Source organism: Deinococcus carri (genome assembly GCF_039545055.1).
Lineage (GTDB): Bacteria > Deinococcota > Deinococci > Deinococcales > Deinococcaceae > Deinococcus > Deinococcus carri.
Genome location: NZ_BAABRP010000010.1, coordinates 1 through 21,476 on the forward strand (window position 1 = coordinate 1; position 21,476 = coordinate 21,476).

Consider the following 21,476-nt stretch of genomic DNA (forward strand, 5'->3'; position numbering starts at 1 on the left):
TGGGAGTACGTTGCAGTTGAAACCGCCGGGAGCCGCAAGGCAGGCGTCTAGACTGTGGCGCATGACTGGGGTGAAGTCGTAACAAGGTAACTGTACCGGAAGGTGCGGTTGGATCACCTCCTTTCTACACGCTCCGCACCCCCTCTTCACCCCCTGTTTTATGTCTTCCCTTCACCCCCGCCCCACGCGGGGGTGTGCGCTTGCAGACCCTGTTGGAACAGGCCGGGGCGGCAGAGTGAAATCTCTGCCGCCCCGGCTTCTTTTCTGTTCAGGTGGGGGTTTCGTTCCAGGCGTGGTCCAGCAGGCGTTGCACGTCCTGCGCGCACTGGTCTTCCAGCCCGCGGACTTCCTGTTCCAGCAGACGGATGGCGCGGCGGAAGGCCTGGCGGTCCAGATCGGGCAGGCCACGTTCGATATTCCAGCGGCGCAGTTCGCACGTCAGGGTGGCGAGTTCGTAGGGATCGCCGCCGACCAGAATCTCGGTGACGCGGCGGTGGCGGGCGGCCCACTGGCGGGGCAGATTTAGGGTCTGGCTGTCCTGGAGCCGGCACAGCAGATCAGGCATATCGGCGGCGGTCAGGGCCGCGCGCATCCCCGCGCCCTGGGGTGCCCGGACCGGCACGAAGGCCCGGCTCGCCGTGTTGGGAAAGTCCACCTGATAGTAGACGTGGGTTTCCCCGGCGACCGGACGGTGGCAGGTGCCACTGACCACCCCGATGCCATAGGGAGGAAGAACGACGCGATCACCCGTGTGGAAGGACATTCTTTTCACCGTGGTCACCTCTGCTGCCGTGCGAAACCCTCAGACCGCAACCATCGAACACGCTCCCACGTTCGGCGTGGGGCCGGGCCTCCCCTCTTTCCCCCACCCTCTTCTCGCTGTTGGGGGCGGTCCCAGATGAAAGCAGCCCAGCACGGGGCTGGGCCGGAACATTCAGAGGGGGAAGGGGCGGGCCGGAAGAGCCATTGCCAGAGCGAACCGCAAGTCGAAAGGCTTACCTGTCCGCATGATTCTCACCTTAGCAGCCTTCTATGAGGCCTGCATCCCAGGTTGAGGGGGCAGCGGGCCAGGTTCTTCATCTGCCCGCTTCCCGGAGGGGCACCAGCAGCCCCAGCAGGGCGTCCAGGCTGAGGGCCAGCAGCGCGGCGAGGATGGCCCCGACCAGCGTCAGGCCCGTGTTCTGCTGCGAGAGGCCGTTAATGATGGGCACGCCCAGTCCCCCGGCTCCCAGGGCCGCGCCGACGGTCGCGGTGCCCACGTTGTAGACGGTGCTGGTGCGGACGCCCGCCAGCAGCACCGGCAGAGCCAGCGGCAGCTCGACCCGCCAGAGCCGCTGCCGCTCTGACATGCCCATGCCACGAGCGGCGTCCAGCAGGCCCCGGTCCACGGCCAGCAGCCCGGCGATGGCGTTGCCGATGACGGGCACCAGGCCATAGACGACCAGGCCCAGCAGCGTCGGTGCCCAGCCGAAGCCCAGGGCGGGCACGGCCAGGGCGAGGATGGCGAGGGTCGGGACCGTCTGCCCCAGCCCGGCCAGCGTCTCCGTCAGCGCGCGCAGGCTCTCGCGTCCGGGGCGGGTCACGATCACGGCCAGGGGCACGCCGAGCAGCAGCACGGCGGCGGTTGCCAGCAGCACCAGGCCCAGGTGCGTCAGGGTGAGCTGCCACAGCGGCGGGTCGAAGGTCAGCGGCCCGCCCGGCGAGAGCGGCTGCACCAGCCGGGGCAGGACACCCGGCAGCAGCGAGACGGCCAGCAGCAACGGCCACAGGGCCGCGCCCCAGGGCCACCGGGTGGGCCGGGGCAGCCTGCGGGCCGTCATGCGTCCGGTTCCCCGGGCTGGCCGAGGTCCTCCCAGCGCAGCACGCCGAGGGGAACGCCGGCTCGCGTTACGGCCAGGGTGCCGGTGCCCTCGCGCAGCATGACGCCCAGGGCGCTGCGGGCGTCCAGCTCGCCGTCAACGGCGGGGAGGTCGCCAGCCGGACCGGGCCGGACGAACTCGGCGGCGCGGCGGCCCGCCAGTTGCCGCAGCGCCGCGTCCTCGCCCAGGAACTGCCGCACGAAGGGGCTGGCGGGGCGGTGAATCAGCTCGGCCGGGGTGCCGAACTGCGCCAGCGTTCCCGCGTTCATCAGGGCGATGCGGTCCCCCAGGCGCAGCGCCTCGTCGATGTCGTGGGTGACCAGCACGACCGTCTTTCTCAGCCGCTGCTGGATGGCGCGGAAGGCCTGTTGCAGGCGGTCGCGGGCCAGCGGGTCCAGCGCACCGAAGGGTTCGTCCATCAGCAGGACGGGCGGATCGGCGGCCAGGGCGCGGGCCACACCCACGCGCTGCGCCTGGCCGCCCGACAGCTCACCGGGTTTCTTGCTGCGGTACACAGCGGGGTCGAGGCCCACCAGCTCCAGCAACTCGTCCACCCGCCGGGCGGTCCGCTGGCGGTCCCAGCCCAGCAGGTCGGGGACGGTGGCCACGTTCTGCGCGATGGTCAGGTGCGGGAACAGGCCGATCTGCTGGATCACGTAGCCGATGCCCCGGCGCAGCACCTCGGGGCGCAGGTCGCGGGTGTCGCGGCCGTCCAGCAGCACCCGCCCCCCGCCCGGTTCAATCAGGCGGTTGATCATCCGCAGTGTGGTGGTCTTGCCGCAGCCGCTGGGGCCAAGCAGGGCGGTCAGTTCGCCCTCCGGGAAGACCAGGCTCAGGTCACGCACGGCAAAGGTGCCGCCGTACTGTTTTTCCAGGTGTTGCAACTCAATCATGACGGCTCCGGAAAAGGAAGGCGGGGTGGGGGAGGCGGGGTGCGGTTTGTCTCGCCTCCCCCGCTCATTCCACCCGCCCGAGGCGCTGGCCCAGCACCCCTTCGAGGGCGCGCAGCGCCGCGTCGAGCAGCAGGGCGAGCAGGGCCGCCGGGACCGCGCCCAGCAGGATCAGGTCGCTGGCCGCACTTTGCAGCCCCTTGAAGATGTAGCTGCCCAGGCCCCCCGCGCCGATCAGCGCCGCCACCGCCGTCACGCCGACCAGCAGCACGGCGGCCTGCCGGACCCCGCTGAGCCACACCGGCAGCGCCAGCGGCAGCTCGACCCGCCAGAACATCTGCGCGGCCGTCATGCCCATGCCGCGCGCGGCGTCGAGGGCACCGGGGGAGACACCGCGCAGCGCCACCACCCCGTTGCGCAGGATGGGCAGCAGGGCATACAGCGTCAGGGCCACCAGGGTCGGGGCGGCCCCGATGCCGCTGACGCCCAGCTCGCGCAGCCAGGGAAAGGCGTTCGCCAGGGCCGCCAGCGGCGCGATCAGCAGGCCCAGCAGGGCCAGGCTGGGCAGGGTCTGGATGCCGTTCGCCAGGCCCAGCACCACGCCCGCTGGCCGCTCCCGCCGCGCCGCCCACACCGCCAGCGGCACCCCCAGCAGCAGCGCCAGGCCCAGCCCGCCGCCCACCAGCCGCAGGTGCTGCCCGAGTTCCTGCACCCAGCGCGGCCCCTCGCTGCGGCCCTCCACCAGCACCGACCAGGCGTTCAGGTGTCCGGCCAGAAAGAGGGCGGCCACCGGGGGCAGCCAGGCCCAGGCCAGCCCGCGTTCCCGGCGGGTGCGGCCCAGCAGCCCCGCGGCGTAAGCGGCGATGCCGGCCCCCAGCAGAAACAGCCAGACGCCGCCCGCCGCACTCGCCCGCGCGAAGGGCGGCTGCCCGACCAGCGCCGTCCGCGTCTCTGCCCCCAGCCCCCAGAACCCCGCCGCGACCGCCAGCGACGCGGCCAGCCAGGTCAGGCGCGGGGCCAGCCGGAAGGTGCACAGGGGCAGGAGCGCCAGCAGCAGTGCCCCACCCAGCAGCGCGGGCGGCAGCCGCAGGTATTCGCCGGGTGCGAGGCGGTTGGGCCGCAGCAGCACCCACGGCAGCAGTGCCCCCGCCAGCATCGGCAGGGCGGCCAGCAGCAGAACGGTGCCCGTGCCGCCGGGACCGGACGGGGAGGCGGAACGGCTCACGCCTGGCGTGGGCGGAAGCCGCCCGGGATCACTTGATCAGGCCCTTGCCCCTGAGGTACGTGCGGGCCACGTCCTGCGCGGTGCGGCCTTCCAGCGCGACCTGGGCATTCAGGCCTTGCAGCGTGGACTGGGTGAGGGTGGCGAAAGTCTTGTTCAGCAGCGCCGCGATCTGCGGGTTGGCCTTGAGCACCTCGCTGCGGATGATGGGCGCGGGCTGGTAGACGGCCTGCGCGCCCTTCGGGTCCTTCAGGGCCACCAGCTTCAGCGCGGCGAGCGTCCCGTCGGTGCCGTAGGCCATCGCCGCGTTGACGCCGCTGGTGCCACTGGCGGCGGCCTGTTGCGTCTGGGGCGGGGTCGCGCCGGCCAGCACCAGCTTCTGGTCGGGCCGCAGCTTGAAGCCGTAGGCCGCCTCGAAGGCGGGCATGGTGTCGGGGCGGTTGAAGAACTCGGGGCTGCCCGCGATCTTGAACCGCCCGCCGCCCTTCAGGTAACGGGCCAGGTCGGCCACGCTGCCCAGTTTCTGCTGCGCCGCCAGCGCCTGCGGCACGGCGATCACCCAGGTGTTGTTGACGTTGGCGGGCTTCAGCCAGGTGACGCCGTTCTTGAGGTCCAGTTGCCGCGCGTACCCGTAGATCCTGCCGGGATTGCCCGCCTCCTTCGCGCTGATCTTCGCCTGCGGAAAGAGGTACACGGCGTTCCCGGTGTACTCGGGGTACACGTCGATCTCGCCCGCCAGCAGCGCCTTGCGGTTCACGCCCGTGTCGCCCAGGTTGGTCCGGTCGGTGACATCGAGGCCCGCATTGCGCAGGGTCAGGACGATCATCTGCCCGAGAATCTGGGCCTCGGGGTCGAGTTTGCTGCCCACCACGATGGGTTTGGCGGCGGCGCTGCCCACCAGCACGGCCAGCGAGAGACAGAGAACCTTGTTCATGCTGAGGCTCAACGTACCCGCCCCCCGGCCTCCCACCGGTAGGACAGGTCACAAAGCCCGGCAGGCGAGCGGACCGCCCCTGTAGAGCGGCCCGCCCGGCTGCCTGCGTTTTAGAGCATTGGTCATAAAGATGGTGTCATTTTTTGACCCTCTCCCCTTGCGGGACTCGTAGAGCTGCGGAGCAGAGAGGGCCTTGCGAAGCAAGGGGAGAGGGGTTCTTTTTACGTCAAATGCGCTAGAGGTTGCCCTTGAGGGTACCGGCGACCTTGAAGCGAATCTTCCTGCCCGCCGGAATCTGGATTTTCTCGCTGGTGCCCGGGCGCACGCCGGTGCGGGCGGCCGTTTCCGTGACGCTCAGCGTTCCCAGACCGGGCAGCCCCACGGTCTTGCCGTCGCGCAGGGCCTCGGCGATGCCGCCCAGCAGGGTGGCGACGGCTTCACCCGCCTGCTTGCGGCTCAGGCTGGTCCGCTCGGCGATCTGGTCGATGATCTGGGTCTTGGCAATCTTGCCGCTGCCCGCGCGGGTTTCTGCTCCCCCGGCGTCGTTGCCCCTGGCTTCGGACGGCGATGTTCTGGCCATGCGTGGTCCTCCGAAAGGTGGATTTGAGCGAATTGTTGGCTCAAATGCACAGTAACACACGTTTGTCGTGATGCAAGCCCGCAACCCCCACTGGGCGCGGCTTTTGCCCCCGACCTGCTGTCCGTATGGGGACAGTTCAGCCTTCCCGCAGCCGCAGCACCCGCACCCGCCCGGTCAGGGCGTCAAAGGTCCACAGCCGCCCGCGCAGCGCCTCGCCCACGCCGCCCAGCACCTTGAGGGCCTCCAGCGCCATTACGCTGCCCACCACGTTCGGCAGCGGCCCCAGCACGCCCGCCTCGTCGCAGGATTCGGCCCCACCGGGGTCGGGGAACACGTCGCGCAGCCCCAGGTCGGGCCCGAACACGCTGACCAGGCCGCTGCTGCCGCTCGCCGCGCCCCACACCCACTCGCGCCCCGCCCGCCCACAGGCATCCGCGATGGCGTAGCGCGCCCCGAAATTGTCGGTGGCGTCCACCACCAGGTCCACGCCGCCCACCAGGGCGTCGGCGTTCGCCTCGTCCAGCCAGGGGGCCGCTTCCACCTGCACGAAGGGATTGAGGGCCTGGGCGCGGGCGGCGACCACCTCCGCCTTCGGCCTTCCCACGTCCCCCACCCCGAACTGCGTCTGACGGTGCAGGTTGCTGAGGTCCACCGTATCGCCATCCGCAATCACCAGCCGCCCCACGCCCGCGCCTGCCAGTTGCAGGATGACCGGGCCTCCCAGCCCGCCCGCGCCGACCACCAGCACGGCGGCGGCCCGCAGGCGCTCCTGCGCCCCCGCATCCAGCCATTCGGGCACCAGCAGTTGCCGCGAGTAGCGCCGCAGTTCGGTCCGGGAGAGGGGAGAGGCGGGGCCGGAAGTCATGGGGGCAGTGTAGAGCGGGGATAGAGCGGGGGGAGGCTCCGGCGTCTGCTCTCAGCGTTTCGCGCTGTGGTCGCCCTCCGCGAACTCCTCCAGCATCTTCGCGTTGAAGGCGGAGAGGTCGTCCGGCTTGCGGCTGGTGACGACGCCCCGGTCGGTGACAACCTCCTCGTCCACCCACTCGGCCCCGCTGTTGCGCAGATCGGTCTGGAGGCTGGGCCAGCTCGTTATTCTCAGGCCGCGGCTGATGCCGGATTCGAGCAGCGACCAGGTGCCGTGGCAGATGGCGGCAATGGGCTTGCCCGCGTCGTAAAAGGCGCGCACAAAGGCCATCGCCTCCGGGCTGAGGCGCAGTTTGTCGGGGTTGACGGTGCCGCCGGGCAGCAGCAGGGCGTCGAAGTCGTTCGCGCTGACCTCAGTGATGGTGCGGTCCACCTTCACCTTGCCGGCGGGTTCGAGGTCGTGGTTCATGCCCTGCACCTCGCCCGGCTTCAGGCTGACGACCTGGGTCACGGCTCCGGCCTGCTGGAGCGCCTGGCGCGGCTGTTCGAGTTCCACCCTCTCGAAGCCGTCGGCCACCAGGATGGCGACCTTCTTGCCCTGCACGTTCTTCTGCTGCTGTGTCATGGGCAGAGGCTACGGGTCACGCTGCCGCCTGCGCCTGAAGGGGGCCTGGATACGGATTCCGGCCACTCCGTTCTCCTTCGGGAAAGAGCCGAAGGAGAACTCCATTCTGGAATCCGTCCTTTTCCTACTCCTTCCAGTCGGGTTTCGCAGTTATGCCATAACTGCTCAACCGGAATTCGTATGAAGTGCGCTTCACGCTTGCCCGCCCGGCTAGAATGCGCGGCGATGCTCCTCCTGGTCGCGCTCGCCTCGTATCTGCTCGGTTCCCTGGTGGCCGGGGTGCTGTATTCGCGGGCGCTGGGGGAGGATATTCGCGCGCGCGACCTGCCGGGGGGCAGCGGGACCTACCGCCAGCACGGCCTCGCGGCGGCGCTGCTGGTGACGGCCGGTGACATGCTCAAGGGGGCCGCCGCCGTGCTGCTGGCGCGCTGGCTGACGCCGGGGCACACCTGGGTCGCCACGCTGTTCGTGGTGCTGGGCCATTGCTACCCCGTGTTCTTCGGCTTCCGGGGTGGGGGCGGCATCGCGCCGCTGCTGGGGGCGCTGCTGGTGGCCGCGCCCGTGACGCTGGCGGGAACGGTGGCCGCCGGCCTGGCCCTGATTCCGCTCTACCGCGTGACCCTCCAGCGGCGGCTGGGGCTGAACGCGGTGCCCTTTGCCACCGCCGTCGCCGTGCCGCTGGGGCTGCTGCTCGCGGCGCGCTTCGGCGGCCTGCCCGACCTGCTGGCCGGGGGCGCGGCGATGGCGGTGCGCGCCCTGCACCTGCTGACCGGGCAAAAGCGGCCCGCATGAGGCGCGGTTTCGCCGGGCCAGTCCTCATGGGGCCAGTCCTCGCCGCCCTCGCCCTGCTGGGGGGCAGCGCGGGGGCAGACGCTGTGCTGGAAGGCCGCACCCTGCGCTTCGAGGACGGCGCGAACCTCCTCTGGTCCCGCCACTATCCCGCTGGTCTGGGCGACCTGACCGGCCCGGTCACGCTGGGGGACGTGACGTACCTGGGGGTCGGCCCGGTGGTGTACGCGCTGGGGCCGGACGGCACGGCGCGGGCACGCTCCGACCTGCCCGGCACCGTCACGTCGCTGGACACGACGGGCGGCACCGTGCGGGTCAGCACCAGCGGCGACGGGTACATGGAGCGCTTCACGCTGGGCAGCGCGCAGGATGGCGGACGGGTGCAGGAGCGGGTGGTCTTTCCGCCCGACCCGGACGTGACCGGGTGGCTGCGCCACGCCGCGGCCCTGGTCCCGGCCGAGGACCTGGCGCGGGCGGCGCGCGAGGACCCCCTCAACCCCTTCCTGGCGCTGCGCGAGGCGCAGGAGGCCGCCCGGCGCGGCGACCGCTACGCCATGCTGGGCGCGGTGCGGCGCAGCCTGGGGGGCGACCTGCCCTTTCCCGCCTGGGTGGAGCTGGCCGCCGGGCTGGATGCCAGCGGCTTTCCGGCGGCGGCCAACCTGGCCCTGGACCGTGCCCGCCGTGACGCCGCCGCCCGCGGCTACGACCCGGAGGTGCGGGTCAGCCGCCAGGCCCTCTTCGCCTACGGGAACCCCAGCGGCTACGTGGGCACGCTGCTCGACCAGGGCCGCCTGGGCCGCGCCGAGGTGTGGCTGCGCTACCTGCGCGACCTGCACCCCCGTTTCGAGGGCGGCCCGGCCCTGTACGCCCGCTACGCCGCGCTGCTCGACGCCCAGGGCCGCAGCGGCGAGGCGGAGGAGTGGCGGCAGTTCACGCGCGGGCTGCGGGCCGGGACCCTCTACAACCTGGGGCCGGACGCGCCGCGGCAGGTGCGGGACGTCGTCCGGCTCTCGACGCTGGCCCTCTTGCTGGCGCTCCTGTCCGCGCTGCTGGTCCTGACCGTCCGGGCCTGGCGCGTGCAGGGCGAGGACACCCGCGCGCTGGGCGGCCGCTGGGGGGCCTGGCTGCGGCACCCGCTGGCCCGCGTGCGGCGGGTGGCGGTGCTGTACGCCCCCTGGGGCGAGCGGCTGGGGCTGGTGGCCCTGGCCGCCGGGCTGGTGGTCAGCGTGGCGGGCTGGCAGTGGGCCAACACCACGGCCCAGCGGCTGAATGCCCCGGCGCTGAACATCGGCACCTATGGCGGGGGTTGGTACGCGGCCCGCCTGGACGACTTGGACCTGCGTGCCACGCCCGACACGGCGCTGCTGGCCGGTTTGAGCACCCAGCTCGGCGGCGAGGACAGCGCCGCCCGCGACCGCTATACCCGCGCCGGGGACGCCTGCGCGCTGAACAACCTGGGCACCCTCGCGCAGACGCACGGCGACGAACCGCAGGCCCGCGAGCAGTACCGCGCCGCGCTGGCCGCCCGGCCCGACCTGGCCGCCCCCGCCTACAACCTGGGGCTGAATCCCGGCACGCCCGGCACCATCTTCCAGCGCACCTACCGACCCGGCGATCCCCGGCTGTGCTACCCCGACGACCGCAGCCTGACCCGCGCCGTGCAGGGCGACCTGAGCGTGACCCTGCTGCGCGACCTGCGGGACCCGCTGGGCAACCTTTCTCCCGGCGGCAGCCCGGCCAGCGTGCGCCTGGGCTGGGCCTTTCTGGGGGCACTGGCCCTGCTGACGCTGCTGGGGCTGTCCCTGCTGGTGCCGCGTCCGGCGGGTGCTGCCCGCCAGGGCCGCCCCGCCGCCTACCGCCTGGCCGCGCTGCTGCTGCCCGGCACCGCCCTGCTGGAGGGGGCCTGGGGCGGGGTGCTGCTGCTGGCCTGGGCGGGGGCCATGGCGGCCCTGGCCCCCCTGGCGGGCCTGACCCGCTTCGCCACCCCGCTGGACCCCACGAACCCCGCGACCCGCGCGGGCCTGCTCACGCTGCTGGCCGCCACCTACGCGCTGAACACGCTGGCCTTGGTGGGGGCCGAACTGCGCGTGGCCCGCAGACGGCGGCGGTCGGGCCAGACGGACTGATACCAGATTGCGTTGATTTGCAAGCATCAACCGAGCGAAGCGAGAAGCAAAAAATACGGGGTGGCGGAGATGGAACCCCCAGTGCCCAGAGCTGCCTCTGGACATGCTTTCAGGGCGGGCAGGAACATCCGACGTTCTCCCACTCGCTCCGCTCGGATTTCAGGTTTACAAGTCAACCTTTCGGAGTCCGTATCAGCGATTGTGCGGACAGTTTTGCATCCTCTTGCGAGAGGTGTAGAGAGGTGTATTCGAAAATAGCGTGCAGGGCGCAAAAAGCCCCTCTCCCCTTGCGGGGGACTCGCAGAGCTGCTTGCAGAGGGGTTGGGGAGGGGGGTGGACGGCAACGCCGTCCCAGCGTGGGAAAGGTCCAGAAAGTTATGAATCTGTCCGCACCATTGAGCAGAGCCATCCCGTAGGAGGCTCCGCCGCCTCACCGGTCCTTCATGTCTGGACTGGACGGGACAGGGTGGGGCAGACACGCGTCAGGTTGGCCCGGCATACTGGCCGGATGCCGGTGTCCGCCCTGCTCTCTTCCCTGACTCACGCTGCCCGCCTCCGAAGTGGGGGCCGCACGCTGCTCGCGGCGCTGACGCTGGGCCTGACCGCGCTGCCCGCCGCGGCGGTGGGGGCCGTCCAGCTTTCCTTCACCCCTGACCAGACCGCCGCCTACGTGAACGGCGAGGCCGCGCAGTTCAGCGCGCCGCCGCGCCTGCTGAACGGCCGCACGATGGTGCCGCTGCGCGAGGCGGCGGCCCTGCTGGGGCAGTCCCTGGTCGAGGCGGGCGGCCAGGTGCAGCTCGGTCGCCTGACGGTGGACCCGGTGGGCAACACGGCCTTTCTGGCGGGGGCACCGCAACCCGGCGGCAGCGTCGTCACGGTCGGGACCACGCTGTACGTGAGTGTCCGGCTGCTGGCCGACGCGCTGAACGCGAACCTCTCGGTGGACGACGGGGGCCGCAGCCTGACTCTCACGGCGCTGCGCGAGGGGGGCAACCCGCTCTCGCCGCAGGCCCGCTTCTCGACCGACAAGGGCACCTACGCGCCCGGCGAGCGGATTATCTTTACCGACTACCCCTTCGACCCGGACGGGGCCGACATCACCGCCCGCAAATGGACGGGCCGCCAGGACGTGTACTTCCAGCCCGGCACCTACACCGTCACCCTCCAGGTCACCAACAGCCGCGGCCTCCAGAGCCAGCCCTACAGCCGCACCATCCGCGTGGAGGGCGCGCCCGTGGACACGCCGCTGAGCTACGCGCTGAAGTACGCCGAACCCGGCGACCGCTTTCCCGACCCGCTGGTGTCCGGCTACCCCGCCGTGACGGCCCTGCCGGTCCCCAGTGCCAGCTACCCGCTGCTGTTCAGTGACAGCCCGGAAGTGCCCACCCAGAGCGGCGTGCTGTACCAGGACACCGTGTCGGGGCGGGCGCGGCTGCTGGCCTACCACCTGAACGCGCTGGCCCGCCCCGCGCGGCTCTACATCCTGGCGCGGAACCTCGAACCCCGCGCGGTGGAGGTCCGCACCGAACGCCTGGGCGAGACGGCCCCCACCCGCATCGAGGGGCTGCTGGGGCAGGTCACGCTGCTGGACTACTTCGCCAGCACGGGCGGGCACAGCCTGACCCTCGCGCCCGGCCAGAGTGCGGCGGTGTACGCCAGCCCCACCCTGAACGCCGGCAGCGGCGTCAACGTGATGCAGGACCTGACGGCCTCGGGCCGGGTCGAACTCACCTTCGTGATGCTGGAAGAGGGCCTGCCGCCCAGCGCCCAGGTCGTGCAGCAGCTGCCCTACCTCCAGCCCGACGGCCGCCACGTGCGCGGCACCTTCCCGAACGCGGTGCGGTCCCTGCGGGTGAACCTCACCACCCTGCCCGCCCGCCTGATCATCGGGGACGGCCAGGTGGACCCGGCACTCACCGGCACCGACATGCTGACGGGCCGCCCCCAGCGACTCAGCGGCAATTACGGCGTGCTGTACGACCTGGAGGTGAGCGGCGTCGCTGGAACCGCCGTCGCCTTCAGCCCGCGCGGCGGCCTCTACCGCGGCGCGATGAACATCGAGGACGGCCCCATCACCCAGACCATCAAGCTGCCCCGCAGCGGCAACGCCCTCACCCCCGACCAGCCCGTGCTGCTGTGGCGCGCGCAGTCCGACCGCCTGAACATCGACTTCGTGCCCGCCAGCGGCAGCAACCTGCCCATCAGCCTGGTGTTCTACCGCGCCGGGGTGCAGCCGGGGTTTGGCGGGGTGCTGAAGACGTATCACCCCTGACGGGTGCCGATGGCGGAAGGCTGAACGCCGATGGCCAGGAGAGCTTTTGCTGAAGCTTTGGCCTCGTGTGCCATCTGCCATCGGCCCCTACAGCGTGCAGGCCGTCGCCACCCACCACCCCGGCTGCCGCGCTTGAATGGTCCGCGCCGCCGCGTGCGCCTGGTCGTCGTTTTCGGCCAGGGCGAAGCAGGTGGCCCCGGAGCCGCTCATCAAAGGCGAGCGCAGGCCCGTGTCCGCCAGGGCGGTCAGCGCCTCGCGGATGGGGGCGTGGCGGGCGGCCACCGGGTCTTGCAGGGCGTTGTGGAAGGGCACCTCGTGGCGGCTGGTCAGCGCGGCGAGGATGCCTTCCACGTCCAGGGGCGGGGTGAAGGCCTCCTCCTCGTCGAGCCAGGTGTAGGCGTCCCGCGCGCTGACCTCCACACCCGGATTGACCAGCACCAGCGGCACGCGCGGCACCGGCAGCGGCGTGAGGACCTCCCCCACCCCCTCGGCCAGCGCCGCCTGCCCCAGCAGGAAGAAGGGCACGTCCGCGCCCAGTGTCAGGGCCAGCGTGGGGAGGTGAACGGACGCGGGATACAGGCGGGCCAGGGCCATCAGGGTGGTCGCCGCGTCGCTGCTGCCGCCGCCCAGGCCGGAGGCCAGCGGGAGCCGCTTGCGGAGGGTGATGGCCGCGCCGCTCGGCTGCCCCGCCGCGTCCAGATACGCCCGCGCCGCCCGGTAGACCAGATTGTGCCCGTCCGCCGGGAGGTCCGCGCCCTCTACCCGCAACGTGAGGGTGTCAGCGGGGGCGATGTCCAGCTCGTCGCCCACCGTCAGCGGCACCATGATGGAGTGCAGCTCGTGGTAGCCGCCCTGGCGCAGGCCGCGCACGCTGAGGCCCAGGTTGACCTTGGCGGGGGCGAAGTAGGTCGTGGGGACCGCTTCAGGCATCATCGGTGCCAGCATCCCATACTCGGGCGAGGGCCTGCGCCAGGGCCAGGTCGCCGGGCGTCGTGACCTTGAACAGCCGGGCGTCGCCGGGCACCAGTGTTACCGGGAGGCCCAGTCGGGCGACCAGACCGGCGTCGTCGGTCGCGGCGAAGCCCTCCGCCCGCGCCGCCGCGTGCGCCCGCAGCAGCAGCTCACGGCGGAAGCCCTGCGGCGTCTGCACCGCCCAGAGGCTCTCGCGGGGAACCAGGCCACCCCACCGCCCCGCCTCACCCCGCACCAGGGTGTCGGCCACGGGCAGGGCCACTGTCGCCGCGCCCGTTTCAGGAATGGCCTCCAGCAGCGCGTGAACCACATGCGCGGGCAGGAAGGGCCGCGCCGCGTCGTGGACCAGCACCACATCGGCCGAGGTGGCCTGGAGCAGCCGGCGCACGCTGTCCTGCCGCGTCTCGCCCCCCAGGATGGCCCGCGCGGGGAGGCCTTCCGGCAGGCTCGACCCTTCCGGCAGCGCCACCAGCACCTCATCCACCAGGGGGGCGAGGGCGGCCACGCTGCGGACGAGGAGGCTCTTTCCCGCCACCTCCACGAACGCCTTCGGCCCCAGGCCCAGGCGGGTGCCCGACCCGGCGGCGGGAATCAGGGCGGCAGTGCGGCCTGCCAGGAAGCAGATGCCTGTCATCCCTCTGCCTTCTGCCGGGGGGGTTCCCGCCAGCGCCGGAAGCCCGGCACGTCCAGCCCGAACTGGTCCAGCACGCGGGCCGTCACGAAATGCAGCAGTTCTTCCACGTCTCCCGGCGCGTGGTAGAAGCCGGGGCTGGCGGTCATCACGGTGGCCCCCGCGTCATGGGCGGCCAGCATGTTCAGCAGCATGGGCCGGGGGAGGGGGTCTTCCCGCAGCACCAGTACCAGCCGCCGCCGTTCCTTGAGGGTGACGTGGGCGGCACGAGCGAGCAGGTTGTCGGCAAAGCCGCCCGCCACCTTCGCCAGGGTTCCGGCGCTGCACGGCACGACCAGCATCCCCGCCGTGCGAAAGGAGCCGCTGGCGATGCTGGCGGCGAGGTCGCGGTCGTCGTGGGTGACGGTGGCGAGGGCAGTCAGGTCCGCGAGCTGCGGCCCCCCCTCCGCCGTCATCACCCGCTTGGCCCCGCTGGTCACGACCAGATGCGTCTCCACGTCCAGCTCCCGCAGGGCACGCAGGACATTCAGCGCGTAGGGAATGCCGCTGCCCCCACTCACGCCGACGACGAGCCGCCCTGCTGACATAGGGCGCAGGGTAGCAGAGGCGCGGCGCACCAGAGGGGAGGGCCAGAGGGGAGGGGCAGAGGAGTAGCCTGGGGCATGACCGCCGCCGCTGACGCCGGCGCCCTGCTGCAAGGCTACTGGCAGGGCGCGCACCTCCCCGACCCGCCCGCCTATCTCGACCGGATGCGCGCCGCCTCGCCCGTGCTGTATGCCCCCGAGGCAGGCTTCGCACTGCTGAGCGGGCACGCGGAAGCCAGCGCGGCCCTCAAAAGCCCCGTGGTCCGTACCGGCAAGTACGACGGCGACCCAGCCTTCCGCGCCACCGCCAGTTACGCCCTGATGGCCCCGATGATGCTGTTCCACGACGGCCCCTCACACACGCGGCTGCGTTCGCTCGCGCAGCGGGCCTTTACGCCGCGCGTGCTGGAGGAGAGCCGCGCTTTTCTCACCGGGCTGACCGACGACCTGCTCGACCGGGCGAGGCAGCAGGCCAGGGCGGGTGGGGGAGAGGTGGACGCGGTGGCGGCCCTCGCGGTGCCCCTGCCCGTGTCGGTCATCGTGCAGATGCTGGGGCTGGAGGGCACCGACGCCGACCGCTTCAAGACCTGGGCGGGCAGCGTGGCCGACCTGCTGGGCGGGCTGGACGTGACGCCGGAGCGCTGGGCACAGGTGGAGGCCGACGCCGCCGCCATGCGCGCCTACTTCCGCACCCTGGCCGACGACCTGCGCGCGCACCCCCGGCCCGGCCTGCTCTCGGCCCTGGCCGCCGCCGAGGACGAGGCGGGAAGGCTCAGCGGGGAAGAACTCCTCGCCAACGCCGTGCTGCTGCTGGTGGCGGGGCACGAGACCACCAGCAACCTGATTTCCGGCAGCCTGCACGCGCTGCACGAGTGGCCGGACGAGCGGGCCTGGCTGGCCCAGGACCCGGAGGGTCGCGCTGCGAACGCGGTGGAGGAACTCCTGCGCTTCGTCTCGCCCGTGCAGGGGACCGGGCGCTTCACGACGGCACCCCTGACGGTCGGCGGCGTGACCTTGCCCGCCGGGCTGCACCTGGGCCTCAGCCTGGCTGGGGCGAACCGCGACCCGCGCGTCTTTGCCGAGCCGCACCGCCTGAACCTGGCCCGCGAGAACGCCCGCCTGCACCTGAGCTTCGCGGCGGGCGCACACTACTGCCTGGGCGCGAGCCTGGCGCGGATGGAGGCGGCCATCTTCCTGACACGCTTTCTGCGCCGCTTTCCTGAGTACAGCGTGCCCGAGCAGGCGCTGGCCTACCTGCCCAACTTCACGCTACGGGGACTGCGTGTCCTGCGCCTGACCCTCGCTTGACGCCCCCAGAGCCGTTCGTGGGAGCTGGGGCCGCCCGCGCTACAGCCACCCCTGCTCGCGCGCCTGCCGGGCGGCCTCCACCCGGTTTCCGGCCCCCAGCTTCCCGATGGCCTCCGAGAGGTAGTTGCGCACCGTACCCTCGGAAAGACGCAGCGTGCGGGCGATGTCGGCGGTCGAGGCCCCCGTCTCGGCCTCGCGCAGCACCTGCCGCTCGCGGTCGGTGAGGGGACTGCGGCCCTGCCACGCCTCCGCGGCGAGGCCGGGGTCCACCGCCCGGCCCCCAGCCTGCACGCGGCGGATGGCGTCTGCGAGGTCGGCGGCGGGGGCGTCCTTGAGCAGATACCCGCGTGCCCCGACTTCCAGCGCGCGGCGCAGGTAGCCCGCGCGGGCGAAGGTCGTCACGATGACCACGCGCACCTCCGGGCACGTCCCCCGCAGCCGCTCGGCCACGTCCAGCCCGCTCAGGCGCGGCATCTCGATGTCCGTCACCAGCACGTCCGGGCGTAGTTCGCAGGCCAGCCGCAGCGCCGTCTCCCCGTCGGCCGCCGTGCCCACCACGTCCAGGTTGCCTTCCAGCGACAGCAGCGCCGAGAGCGCGCCCAGCACCAGGGCCTGGTCCTCGGCCAGCAGGACGCGAATCACTGGGGCCTCCGGCCCGGCAGAAGGCGGAAGGCAGAAGGCAGAGGCGCAGAGACGCTTTCGCCTTCCGCCCCGGCAAAGCTCGCCACCAGCCGGGTTCCCCGCGTTCCGTCGCGCGTGAACTCGCCGCCCAGGGCGCGCACCCGCTCGCGCATGGAGGTCAGGCCGGTGCCTTCGGGGGCCTCGCCGCCCACGCCGTCGTCCACGATTTCCAGGCGGTAGCCGCTGCGCTCCTGCGTGATGCTCACCCGGCACTCGCGGGCGCGGGCGTGGCGCACCACGTTGGTCACGGCCTCGCGCAGCACCATGCCCATGCCGTGTTCGACCGCCGGGGGCAGGGGGGCGGGCTGACCGCCGTACTCCAGCCGCACGCCCGCCGCATCCAGGGCCACCTTCGCGCGGGCGAGTTCCGCCTTCAGGCCGCTGCCCCGGTAGCCGCTCACCGCCGCGCGCACCTCGGAAAGCGCCTCGCGGCTGATGCGCTCCACCTCGCGGATTTCCCCGGCGGCGCGGGCCGGGTCACGTTCGGCCAGCTTGCTCGCCAGTTCGCTCTTGAGCACGATGACGCTGAGGGTATGCCCCAGCAGGTCGTGCAGGTCGCGGGCGATGCGCTCGCGTTCGGCGTCGGCGGCGAGCAGCTCTTTCTCGCGCTGCACCTGGGCCAGGCGGCGACTGGCGACCTGCTGGCGGTAGCTGGCATGGTTGGCGTAGGCGGCGACCAGCGTGAACACCATGTTCGGCAGCAGCCAGCCCAGGTCGCCCGCCTGATACGGCCCCGTCCAGAAGGGCAGGGCCATGACGGCGCTGTTCAGCAGGGCCAGCCAGAGCGCCAGCGAGACGCGCGGCTGCATCCCCACCAGACTCCCGCCGTAGACCAGAAAGGTGCCCGCCGTTCCGCCGACGACCGGATACAGTAGCAGGTACGCCAGCAGCGTGTACACCCACCCTAGCAAGGCCCAGCGCTCCGGCTGTGGCCGCCCGAAGACCCGCCAGTACACGGCCAGAAAGCCTGCCACGACACCCCAGAACAGCGTCCCCTGCGCGGGGGTCCGCGCCTCCCCGAAAAAGGCCATGACTGGAAAGGTCAGAAACACCAGCCACAGCAGTGGGAACACGTCCCACACGCTGAGTCGTCGGCTGAACACCTTCATGCACGTCCTCCTGCCGGGCGAGGGAACCGGGGCGGCCTTCATCCTCCCGGCCCGGTCCCTGCCGGTCTACTGCCCGCGCGCCTCGTCCCGGCGGTACGCCCAGGCGGCGACAGCGCCGCAGACCAGCGTATACCCGGCCAGCCACGCCCAGTGCCGGATGTCCCCGCTGCCCTGCCCCGCGACCGCGTTCCAGCCGAGTTGCGCGAGGTGGTAGCTGGGCAGATACGGCGCGAGACTCTGCATGAACTTCGGGAGCTGCTCCAGCGGCACGAACAGGCCCGAGCCGAAGGACACGAGGACGCTAAAGATGTTCGCCACGATGCTGGCGCTGGCGGGACTCGCCAGGAAGCCGATGCATAGGCCCAGGGCAATCAGCGGAATCATGCCCAGCAGCAGCTTGCCCGCGATTAGGAGAGCCTGCCCCGCAGGAAACGTCACGCCGCCCGCGAAGTGCGCGAACAGGTACAGCAGCGTCAGGCCCAGGGCGCTGAAGAGAAGCGCGGCGATGGTTTTGGCCGCCAGATACAGCGCCGCGGGCAGGGGAGAGGCGCGCAGCAGCCGCAGCCAGCCGCCGGTACGCTCGGTCGCCACCGCCGCCCCGAACGAGAACATCGCCACCGACAGCAGCGAGTAGGTGCCGAAACTGACCAGAATGTACTGCCCGACATTCACCCCGGCGTCCGTCTTCTCGTGGACCAGGGGCAGGCCGAACAGCGCGAAGAACATGATGGGAAAGCCCAGGGTGCCGATGGCGAACATTGGATTGCGTGTCAAGCGGTGCAGCTCGGCCAGCACGAGCTGGGTCAGCAGCGGCAGCAGGGGCGCGCGGCGGGTGGAGGCGGCAGCGGTGGGGGTCAGTAGGGTCATGGGTTCTTCCTCCGGGGGATAAGCGGCTTCAGGCCGAGTGCCGCGCTGTCAGGTTCATGAAGGCGTCTTCCAGGCTGGCGCGCGTGACCTCTAGCTCCGCGAAGGAGGTGCCGGACTGTACCAGCGCCGTGACCAGGGCTTCCGGCGTGCGGGTCGTCAGCGTGGCGTGCCCGTGCCCGTCCGACTCGGCGGCCTCCACGCCCGGCAGATTCCGGAGTTCCGCCAGCACCAGGTCCGAGGTGAAGCGCACTCGCGCCGTGGCGATGCTGCCGCGAAGCTGTTCGGGCGTGCCGTCGGCCAGAATCCGCCCCGCGTTCATCACCACCACCCGGTCGGCGGTGCGTTCGGCTTCTTCCAGGTAATGGGTGGTGAGCAGGATGGTCTTTCCGGCGGCCTTCATGCGCTCGGCGGCCGCCCAGAACGCCTGACGGCTCCCGGCGTCCATGCCGGCGGTCGGCTCGTCCAGGTACAGCACCGCCGGATTCCCGACCACCGCCAGCGCAAAGGCCAGCCGCCGCGCCTGCCCGCCCGACAGTGCCCCGGCCCGGCGGCCCGCGAGCGGTAGAAGGTCGGCCAGCGCCAGCGCCTCCTCCACGGGGAGCGGCGCGGGGTACATCCGGGCAAACAGCGCGACCACCTCACGCACCTTCAGGGCGGGGGGCAGGGCGCTTTCCTGAGGCATCGCCCCCACCTGCGTCCGGGTCCGGGCGTCGCGGGGGTCGCCTCCCAGCACCCGCACCATCCCCGCCGAGGGCTGAAGCAGCCCCAGCATCAGCCCGATGGCCGTCGTCTTGCCCGCGCCGTTCGGCCCCAGCAGCGCCGTCAGTTCCCCGGCCCGGAGAGACAGGTTCAGGTCATCCAGCGCCCGCACCCGCCCGAACGTCTTGCCCGCCCCCCGCAGTTCAATCGCCGCTTCGTTCATGCCCCCAGCTTGCGCCCCGGCGCGTTCCGGCCCCAGTGCCGCCTGTCAGGGGGGCGGGGTGACAAATGTCAGGGGCGTGACGAAGAGGGGTCAGAACGCCCCGGCCTGCGCTCGGGCTGCATGCCAAGCGGGAGAGACGGGAGGCCACCTCTCGGCCAGAGGAAAGGACAGACACCGCGACCAACAGCGCATGCCCGGAAAGGTGGTGTTCCTTGAGACGCGAAGCCTACTGGAAACGGAAGCCGGTTTAACCGAAGCGACTCATGGAATGGGGGGTGCTCAGGACAGCCGTCCTGACCATGCTCAAGCTGCTGGTCGAGAGGCTTCACCTCCTCACCTGAGCTGAAGCCTCCTGTGCGTGCCCACCGTGTCCCGACCCGCCCACGGCCTGCCCCCAGCAAACAGGCTGGGGGTTGTTGCTTGCCTCAGCCCTGGCTCGCCTTCACCACCTCGTCGTCCTCGCTCAGTTCGATGCCGTACTGGTGGGCGGCCTTCACAATCTTCTGAGCGGCTTGATGCTTGGCCCCCTCGCTCTCGAAGTGGGTCTGGGAAAAGCGGGCGACGGCATTCCGCACGTGCGTCTCGTCCTCGATGGGCAGGTGTCGCCCGCCCTCCCGATCGATGTAGGCGAACTGCTGGTCCTTCAGGTGGTCTCGCTGCTTATCGGTCAGTTCACTCATGGTCCCCCCAGCCTGCCCCACCGGGCTGAGACGCGGGGTCCAGTCAGGTCAAGAAAGGCTCAGTCCGGCGGGGCGTGTCCTGGCGTGGCCTGCCCCGCTAGACTCTGCCTATATGGCCGACCTTGACCGTGTCCGTGAGGCGCTGCGTGCCAGTCTGACTGCCTGGGCGGTGGCGGAGGTGCGGGGGGACCAGGCCCGCGTGACCCTGGTGCCCGACCCGGACCAGCTCGCCCTGCATCTGGAGCGGGTGGACCCCGCCTGGTCCCTGTCCTGGGCCTGCGAGAGCATGACGCCGCCCGTGGTGCGCGCCCACCTCAGCGTGGAGGGAGCTGGCCGCGAGGGGCTGAGCAGCGGTCACACCCTCCAGGACGCCAAGCTGCGCGCCCTGGCCGACGCCGCCCGCTTCTTCGGCGTGCCGACCCCCGAGGCGCAGTGGGTGGAGTACGACCCCGACGAGGGTCCCAACACGGCGGACCTGGATGCCGAGGCCGAGGGCGCGGCAGCGCCTGCCCCCCGGCCCGCCGCGCACCTCCCCGAGCCGCCCCGCGACCCCCAGATGGAAAAGGCCCGCCGTCACATCGAGGACCTGATGGACCAGATCCGGGCGGCGGGCAAGGGGAAGGAAGCGGCCCACCTGATGATGCGCGGCTACGGCGAGACGCTGGAGGAAAGCCGCGCCATCTACAAGGAACTCCAGGCGATCTTGCGGGGCTAGCGCGTGCGGAAATTCATTGCCGTGGGAGACGTGCATGCCGACTGGGAGAGCCTGTGGGCAGCCCTGCGCGCGGCCAGTTGCGCGGACGCCGCCTGCCAGCCGACGCCGCCCGTTCAGGCGGGCCTGTATCAGGTGGTGCTGATCGGGGACCTGGTACACCCTAAGAATGCCGGCGAGTACGAGCGGCTGACCGGGGTGACCCGCTTCAACTCGCGTGACCCGGACCACTTGTTTCTCGCCGCCCGCGAGCAGGTGCGCCAGCTCGAAAAGCTGCGTGCCTACCAGGCCGCCGCGCCGCACGCGGTGCATATCCTGCTGGGCAACCACGACGACGCGGTGCTCAACCCCCGCTTCGTGCTGGGGACCAGTGGCGGCCTGTCTCACCTGGAGTTCGACCCGGCACGGGGCGGCGTGCATCTGCCCGAGCACCTGCGCGCCTGGATGCAGGGCTTTCCGCGTGAGCTGCGGGTCGGGAGCGTGCAGTTCGCCCACGTTTCCCCGCTGCCCGCGCATACCTACTACGACGACCTCTTCTATGCCGACGCCAGCACCAAACGCTGGTTTCGTGATACCCCGGAATACGTACAGATGGCCGGGCTGAGCTTCGGCATCTACGGCCACACCCAGATGACCGGCAGCATCTTGCTGGACGAGTCGGCGGGCTTTGCCATGATCGATGCCCTGCACGAACGCGAGTATCTGGAACTGCTGCTCGATGCGGGTCAGCCCCAGCCCCTGCGCAGCGTGAGGGCTGTCCCGTTCTGAGGCCGGGCCGTGCTGGTGGAGGGCTGGAAGTACAGGATGGAACTGTGGGCAGGTTGACAAGGCGGGGAGGCGCGGCTATCC

Annotated in this window: 22 protein-coding genes and 1 rRNA gene; 7 read left to right on the forward strand and 16 right to left on the reverse strand. The window is 71.5% G+C overall.

Translation table 11 applies throughout. From position 1 onward, the window contains the following. Window positions 1-124: ribosomal RNA gene (locus tag ABEA67_RS12560) — 16S ribosomal RNA — on the forward strand; the annotation flags it as partial. 144 nt (window positions 125-268) lie between these two features. On the opposite strand, the gene ABEA67_RS12565 is transcribed toward ABEA67_RS12560, so the two are convergent. The 8 genes from ABEA67_RS12565 to ABEA67_RS12600 form a co-directional block, all read right to left on the reverse strand. Next, window positions 269-763 carry a CarD family transcriptional regulator gene (locus tag ABEA67_RS12565; RefSeq protein ID WP_345465876.1) on the reverse strand — a complete coding sequence of 165 codons (495 nt, stop codon included), beginning with the start codon at window positions 761-763 and terminating at the stop codon, window positions 269-271. A 313-nt stretch (window positions 764-1,076) separates the two neighbouring features. After that, a complete protein-coding gene (locus tag ABEA67_RS12570) occupies window positions 1,077-1,820 on the reverse strand; it encodes an ABC transporter permease (protein WP_345465644.1) in 744 nt (247 codons plus the stop codon). Next, entirely contained in the window at window positions 1,817-2,752 is a 936-nt protein-coding gene (locus tag ABEA67_RS12575; RefSeq protein WP_345465646.1) for an ABC transporter ATP-binding protein, read from the reverse strand. The genes ABEA67_RS12570 and ABEA67_RS12575 overlap by 4 nt, the downstream gene beginning before the upstream one ends. A gap of 64 nt (window positions 2,753-2,816) precedes the next feature. Further along, window positions 2,817-3,905 carry an ABC transporter permease gene (locus tag ABEA67_RS12580; protein WP_425557197.1) on the reverse strand — a complete coding sequence of 363 codons (1,089 nt, stop codon included), beginning with the start codon at window positions 3,903-3,905 and terminating at the stop codon, window positions 2,817-2,819. 97 nt (window positions 3,906-4,002) lie between these two features. Next, the gene (locus ABEA67_RS12585; protein WP_345465650.1) at window positions 4,003-4,905 is read right to left on the reverse strand and encodes an ABC transporter substrate-binding protein; all 903 of its coding nucleotides are present in this window, start codon (window positions 4,903-4,905) and stop codon (window positions 4,003-4,005) included. A gap of 235 nt (window positions 4,906-5,140) precedes the next feature. Beyond that, a complete protein-coding gene (locus ABEA67_RS12590) occupies window positions 5,141-5,485 on the reverse strand; it encodes an HU family DNA-binding protein (RefSeq protein WP_345465652.1) in 345 nt (114 codons plus the stop codon). Between the two features lie 136 nt (window positions 5,486-5,621). Next, window positions 5,622-6,350 carry a HesA/MoeB/ThiF family protein gene (locus ABEA67_RS12595; RefSeq protein WP_345465654.1) on the reverse strand — a complete coding sequence of 243 codons (729 nt, stop codon included), beginning with the start codon at window positions 6,348-6,350 and terminating at the stop codon, window positions 5,622-5,624. A 51-nt stretch (window positions 6,351-6,401) separates the two neighbouring features. Continuing rightward, a complete protein-coding gene (locus tag ABEA67_RS12600; protein ID WP_345465656.1) occupies window positions 6,402-6,974 on the reverse strand; it encodes a type 1 glutamine amidotransferase domain-containing protein in 573 nt (190 codons plus the stop codon). 225 nt (window positions 6,975-7,199) lie between these two features. Here ABEA67_RS12600 and ABEA67_RS12605 point away from each other — a divergent pair, with 225 nt between their 5' ends. The 3 genes from ABEA67_RS12605 (at window position 7,200) to ABEA67_RS12615 (ending at window position 12,161) form a co-directional block, all read left to right on the forward strand. After that, the gene (locus tag ABEA67_RS12605) at window positions 7,200-7,766 is read left to right on the forward strand and encodes a glycerol-3-phosphate acyltransferase (protein WP_345465659.1); all 567 of its coding nucleotides are present in this window, start codon (window positions 7,200-7,202) and stop codon (window positions 7,764-7,766) included. Next, the gene (locus tag ABEA67_RS12610; protein WP_345465661.1) at window positions 7,763-9,889 is read left to right on the forward strand and encodes a hypothetical protein; all 2,127 of its coding nucleotides are present in this window, start codon (window positions 7,763-7,765) and stop codon (window positions 9,887-9,889) included. The genes ABEA67_RS12605 and ABEA67_RS12610 overlap by 4 nt, the downstream gene beginning before the upstream one ends. Window positions 9,890-10,397: 508 nt before the next feature. After that, window positions 10,398-12,161 carry a stalk domain-containing protein gene (locus tag ABEA67_RS12615; RefSeq protein ID WP_345465663.1) on the forward strand — a complete coding sequence of 588 codons (1,764 nt, stop codon included), beginning with the start codon at window positions 10,398-10,400 and terminating at the stop codon, window positions 12,159-12,161. 87 nt (window positions 12,162-12,248) lie between these two features. Here ABEA67_RS12615 and ABEA67_RS12620 read toward each other — a convergent pair whose 3' ends face one another. The 3 genes from ABEA67_RS12620 to ABEA67_RS12630 are packed head-to-tail and all read right to left on the reverse strand — an operon-like array spanning window position 12,249 to window position 14,351. Further along, window positions 12,249-13,094, reverse strand: coding sequence for a 4-(cytidine 5'-diphospho)-2-C-methyl-D-erythritol kinase (locus tag ABEA67_RS12620; protein ID WP_345465665.1), 846 nt, complete (start codon window positions 13,092-13,094; stop codon window positions 12,249-12,251). Beyond that, the gene (gene ispD / locus ABEA67_RS12625; RefSeq protein ID WP_345465667.1) at window positions 13,084-13,767 is read right to left on the reverse strand and encodes a 2-C-methyl-D-erythritol 4-phosphate cytidylyltransferase; all 684 of its coding nucleotides are present in this window, start codon (window positions 13,765-13,767) and stop codon (window positions 13,084-13,086) included. Before ispD ends, ABEA67_RS12620 begins: the two co-directional genes overlap by 11 nt. Beyond that, the gene (locus ABEA67_RS12630; RefSeq protein ID WP_345465669.1) at window positions 13,764-14,351 is read right to left on the reverse strand and encodes a UbiX family flavin prenyltransferase; all 588 of its coding nucleotides are present in this window, start codon (window positions 14,349-14,351) and stop codon (window positions 13,764-13,766) included. Before ABEA67_RS12630 ends, ispD begins: the two co-directional genes overlap by 4 nt. 75 nt (window positions 14,352-14,426) lie before the next feature. Here ABEA67_RS12630 and ABEA67_RS12635 point away from each other — a divergent pair, with 75 nt between their 5' ends. Further along, on the forward strand, window positions 14,427-15,656 hold the full coding sequence (locus ABEA67_RS12635; protein ID WP_345465672.1) for a cytochrome P450: 1,230 nt from the start codon (window positions 14,427-14,429) through the stop codon (window positions 15,654-15,656). Between the two features lie 39 nt (window positions 15,657-15,695). On the opposite strand, the gene ABEA67_RS12640 is transcribed toward ABEA67_RS12635, so the two are convergent. The 5 genes from ABEA67_RS12640 to ABEA67_RS12660 form a co-directional block, all read right to left on the reverse strand. Beyond that, window positions 15,696-16,298: a response regulator gene (locus ABEA67_RS12640; protein WP_345465675.1), complete on the reverse strand. Its 603-nt coding sequence runs from the start codon at window positions 16,296-16,298 to the stop codon at window positions 15,696-15,698. Beyond that, window positions 16,295-17,446 (reverse strand): sensor histidine kinase, encoded by a 1,152-nt coding sequence (locus ABEA67_RS12645; RefSeq protein ID WP_345465677.1) that lies wholly within the window; start codon window positions 17,444-17,446, stop codon window positions 16,295-16,297. Before ABEA67_RS12645 ends, ABEA67_RS12640 begins: the two co-directional genes overlap by 4 nt. Window positions 17,447-17,512: 66 nt before the next feature. Next, a complete protein-coding gene (locus tag ABEA67_RS12650) occupies window positions 17,513-18,313 on the reverse strand; it encodes an ABC transporter permease (RefSeq protein ID WP_345465679.1) in 801 nt (266 codons plus the stop codon). Window positions 18,314-18,341: 28 nt separating this feature from the next. Then, window positions 18,342-19,235, reverse strand: coding sequence for an ABC transporter ATP-binding protein (locus ABEA67_RS12655; RefSeq protein WP_345465681.1), 894 nt, complete (start codon window positions 19,233-19,235; stop codon window positions 18,342-18,344). Between the two features lie 425 nt (window positions 19,236-19,660). Next, window positions 19,661-19,915 (reverse strand): DUF6582 domain-containing protein, encoded by a 255-nt coding sequence (locus ABEA67_RS12660; RefSeq protein WP_345465683.1) that lies wholly within the window; start codon window positions 19,913-19,915, stop codon window positions 19,661-19,663. A gap of 112 nt (window positions 19,916-20,027) precedes the next feature. Here ABEA67_RS12660 and ABEA67_RS12665 point away from each other — a divergent pair, with 112 nt between their 5' ends. Both ABEA67_RS12665 and ABEA67_RS12670 read left to right on the forward strand, forming a co-directional pair. Further along, window positions 20,028-20,630 (forward strand): single-stranded DNA-binding protein, encoded by a 603-nt coding sequence (locus tag ABEA67_RS12665; RefSeq protein WP_345465686.1) that lies wholly within the window; start codon window positions 20,028-20,030, stop codon window positions 20,628-20,630. Between the two features lie 3 nt (window positions 20,631-20,633). Continuing rightward, window positions 20,634-21,395: a metallophosphoesterase gene (locus ABEA67_RS12670; protein WP_345465689.1), complete on the forward strand. Its 762-nt coding sequence runs from the start codon at window positions 20,634-20,636 to the stop codon at window positions 21,393-21,395. The last annotated feature ends 81 nt before the right edge of the window (window positions 21,396-21,476 follow it).

Bases quoted from the DNA above. Each gene is read 5' to 3' on its own strand.
- ABEA67_RS12565 (WP_345465876.1), bottom strand. From the start codon at position 763: ATGTCCTTCCACACGGGTGATCGCGTCGTTCTTCCTCCCTATGGCATC.
- ABEA67_RS12570 (WP_345465644.1), bottom strand. From the start codon at position 1,820: ATGACGGCCCGCAGGCTGCCCCGGCCCACCCGGTGGCCCTGGGGCGCG.
- ABEA67_RS12575 (WP_345465646.1), bottom strand. From the start codon at position 2,752: ATGATTGAGTTGCAACACCTGGAAAAACAGTACGGCGGCACCTTTGCC.
- ABEA67_RS12580 (WP_425557197.1), bottom strand. From the start codon at position 3,905: ATGCTGGCGGGGGCACTGCTGCCGTGGGTGCTGCTGCGGCCCAACCGC.
- ABEA67_RS12585 (WP_345465650.1), bottom strand. From the start codon at position 4,905: ATGAACAAGGTTCTCTGTCTCTCGCTGGCCGTGCTGGTGGGCAGCGCC.
- ABEA67_RS12590 (WP_345465652.1), bottom strand. From the start codon at position 5,485: ATGGCCAGAACATCGCCGTCCGAAGCCAGGGGCAACGACGCCGGGGGA.
- ABEA67_RS12595 (WP_345465654.1), bottom strand. From the start codon at position 6,350: ATGACTTCCGGCCCCGCCTCTCCCCTCTCCCGGACCGAACTGCGGCGC.
- ABEA67_RS12600 (WP_345465656.1), bottom strand. From the start codon at position 6,974: ATGACACAGCAGCAGAAGAACGTGCAGGGCAAGAAGGTCGCCATCCTG.
- ABEA67_RS12605 (WP_345465659.1), top strand. From the start codon at position 7,200: ATGCTCCTCCTGGTCGCGCTCGCCTCGTATCTGCTCGGTTCCCTGGTG.
- ABEA67_RS12610 (WP_345465661.1), top strand. From the start codon at position 7,763: ATGAGGCGCGGTTTCGCCGGGCCAGTCCTCATGGGGCCAGTCCTCGCC.
- ABEA67_RS12615 (WP_345465663.1), top strand. From the start codon at position 10,398: ATGCCGGTGTCCGCCCTGCTCTCTTCCCTGACTCACGCTGCCCGCCTC.
- ABEA67_RS12620 (WP_345465665.1), bottom strand. From the start codon at position 13,094: ATGATGCCTGAAGCGGTCCCCACGACCTACTTCGCCCCCGCCAAGGTC.
- ispD (WP_345465667.1), bottom strand. From the start codon at position 13,767: ATGACAGGCATCTGCTTCCTGGCAGGCCGCACTGCCGCCCTGATTCCC.
- ABEA67_RS12630 (WP_345465669.1), bottom strand. From the start codon at position 14,351: ATGTCAGCAGGGCGGCTCGTCGTCGGCGTGAGTGGGGGCAGCGGCATT.
- ABEA67_RS12635 (WP_345465672.1), top strand. From the start codon at position 14,427: ATGACCGCCGCCGCTGACGCCGGCGCCCTGCTGCAAGGCTACTGGCAG.
- ABEA67_RS12645 (WP_345465677.1), bottom strand. From the start codon at position 17,446: ATGAAGGTGTTCAGCCGACGACTCAGCGTGTGGGACGTGTTCCCACTG.
- ABEA67_RS12650 (WP_345465679.1), bottom strand. From the start codon at position 18,313: ATGACCCTACTGACCCCCACCGCTGCCGCCTCCACCCGCCGCGCGCCC.
- ABEA67_RS12655 (WP_345465681.1), bottom strand. From the start codon at position 19,235: ATGAACGAAGCGGCGATTGAACTGCGGGGGGCGGGCAAGACGTTCGGG.
- ABEA67_RS12660 (WP_345465683.1), bottom strand. From the start codon at position 19,915: ATGAGTGAACTGACCGATAAGCAGCGAGACCACCTGAAGGACCAGCAG.
- ABEA67_RS12665 (WP_345465686.1), top strand. From the start codon at position 20,028: ATGGCCGACCTTGACCGTGTCCGTGAGGCGCTGCGTGCCAGTCTGACT.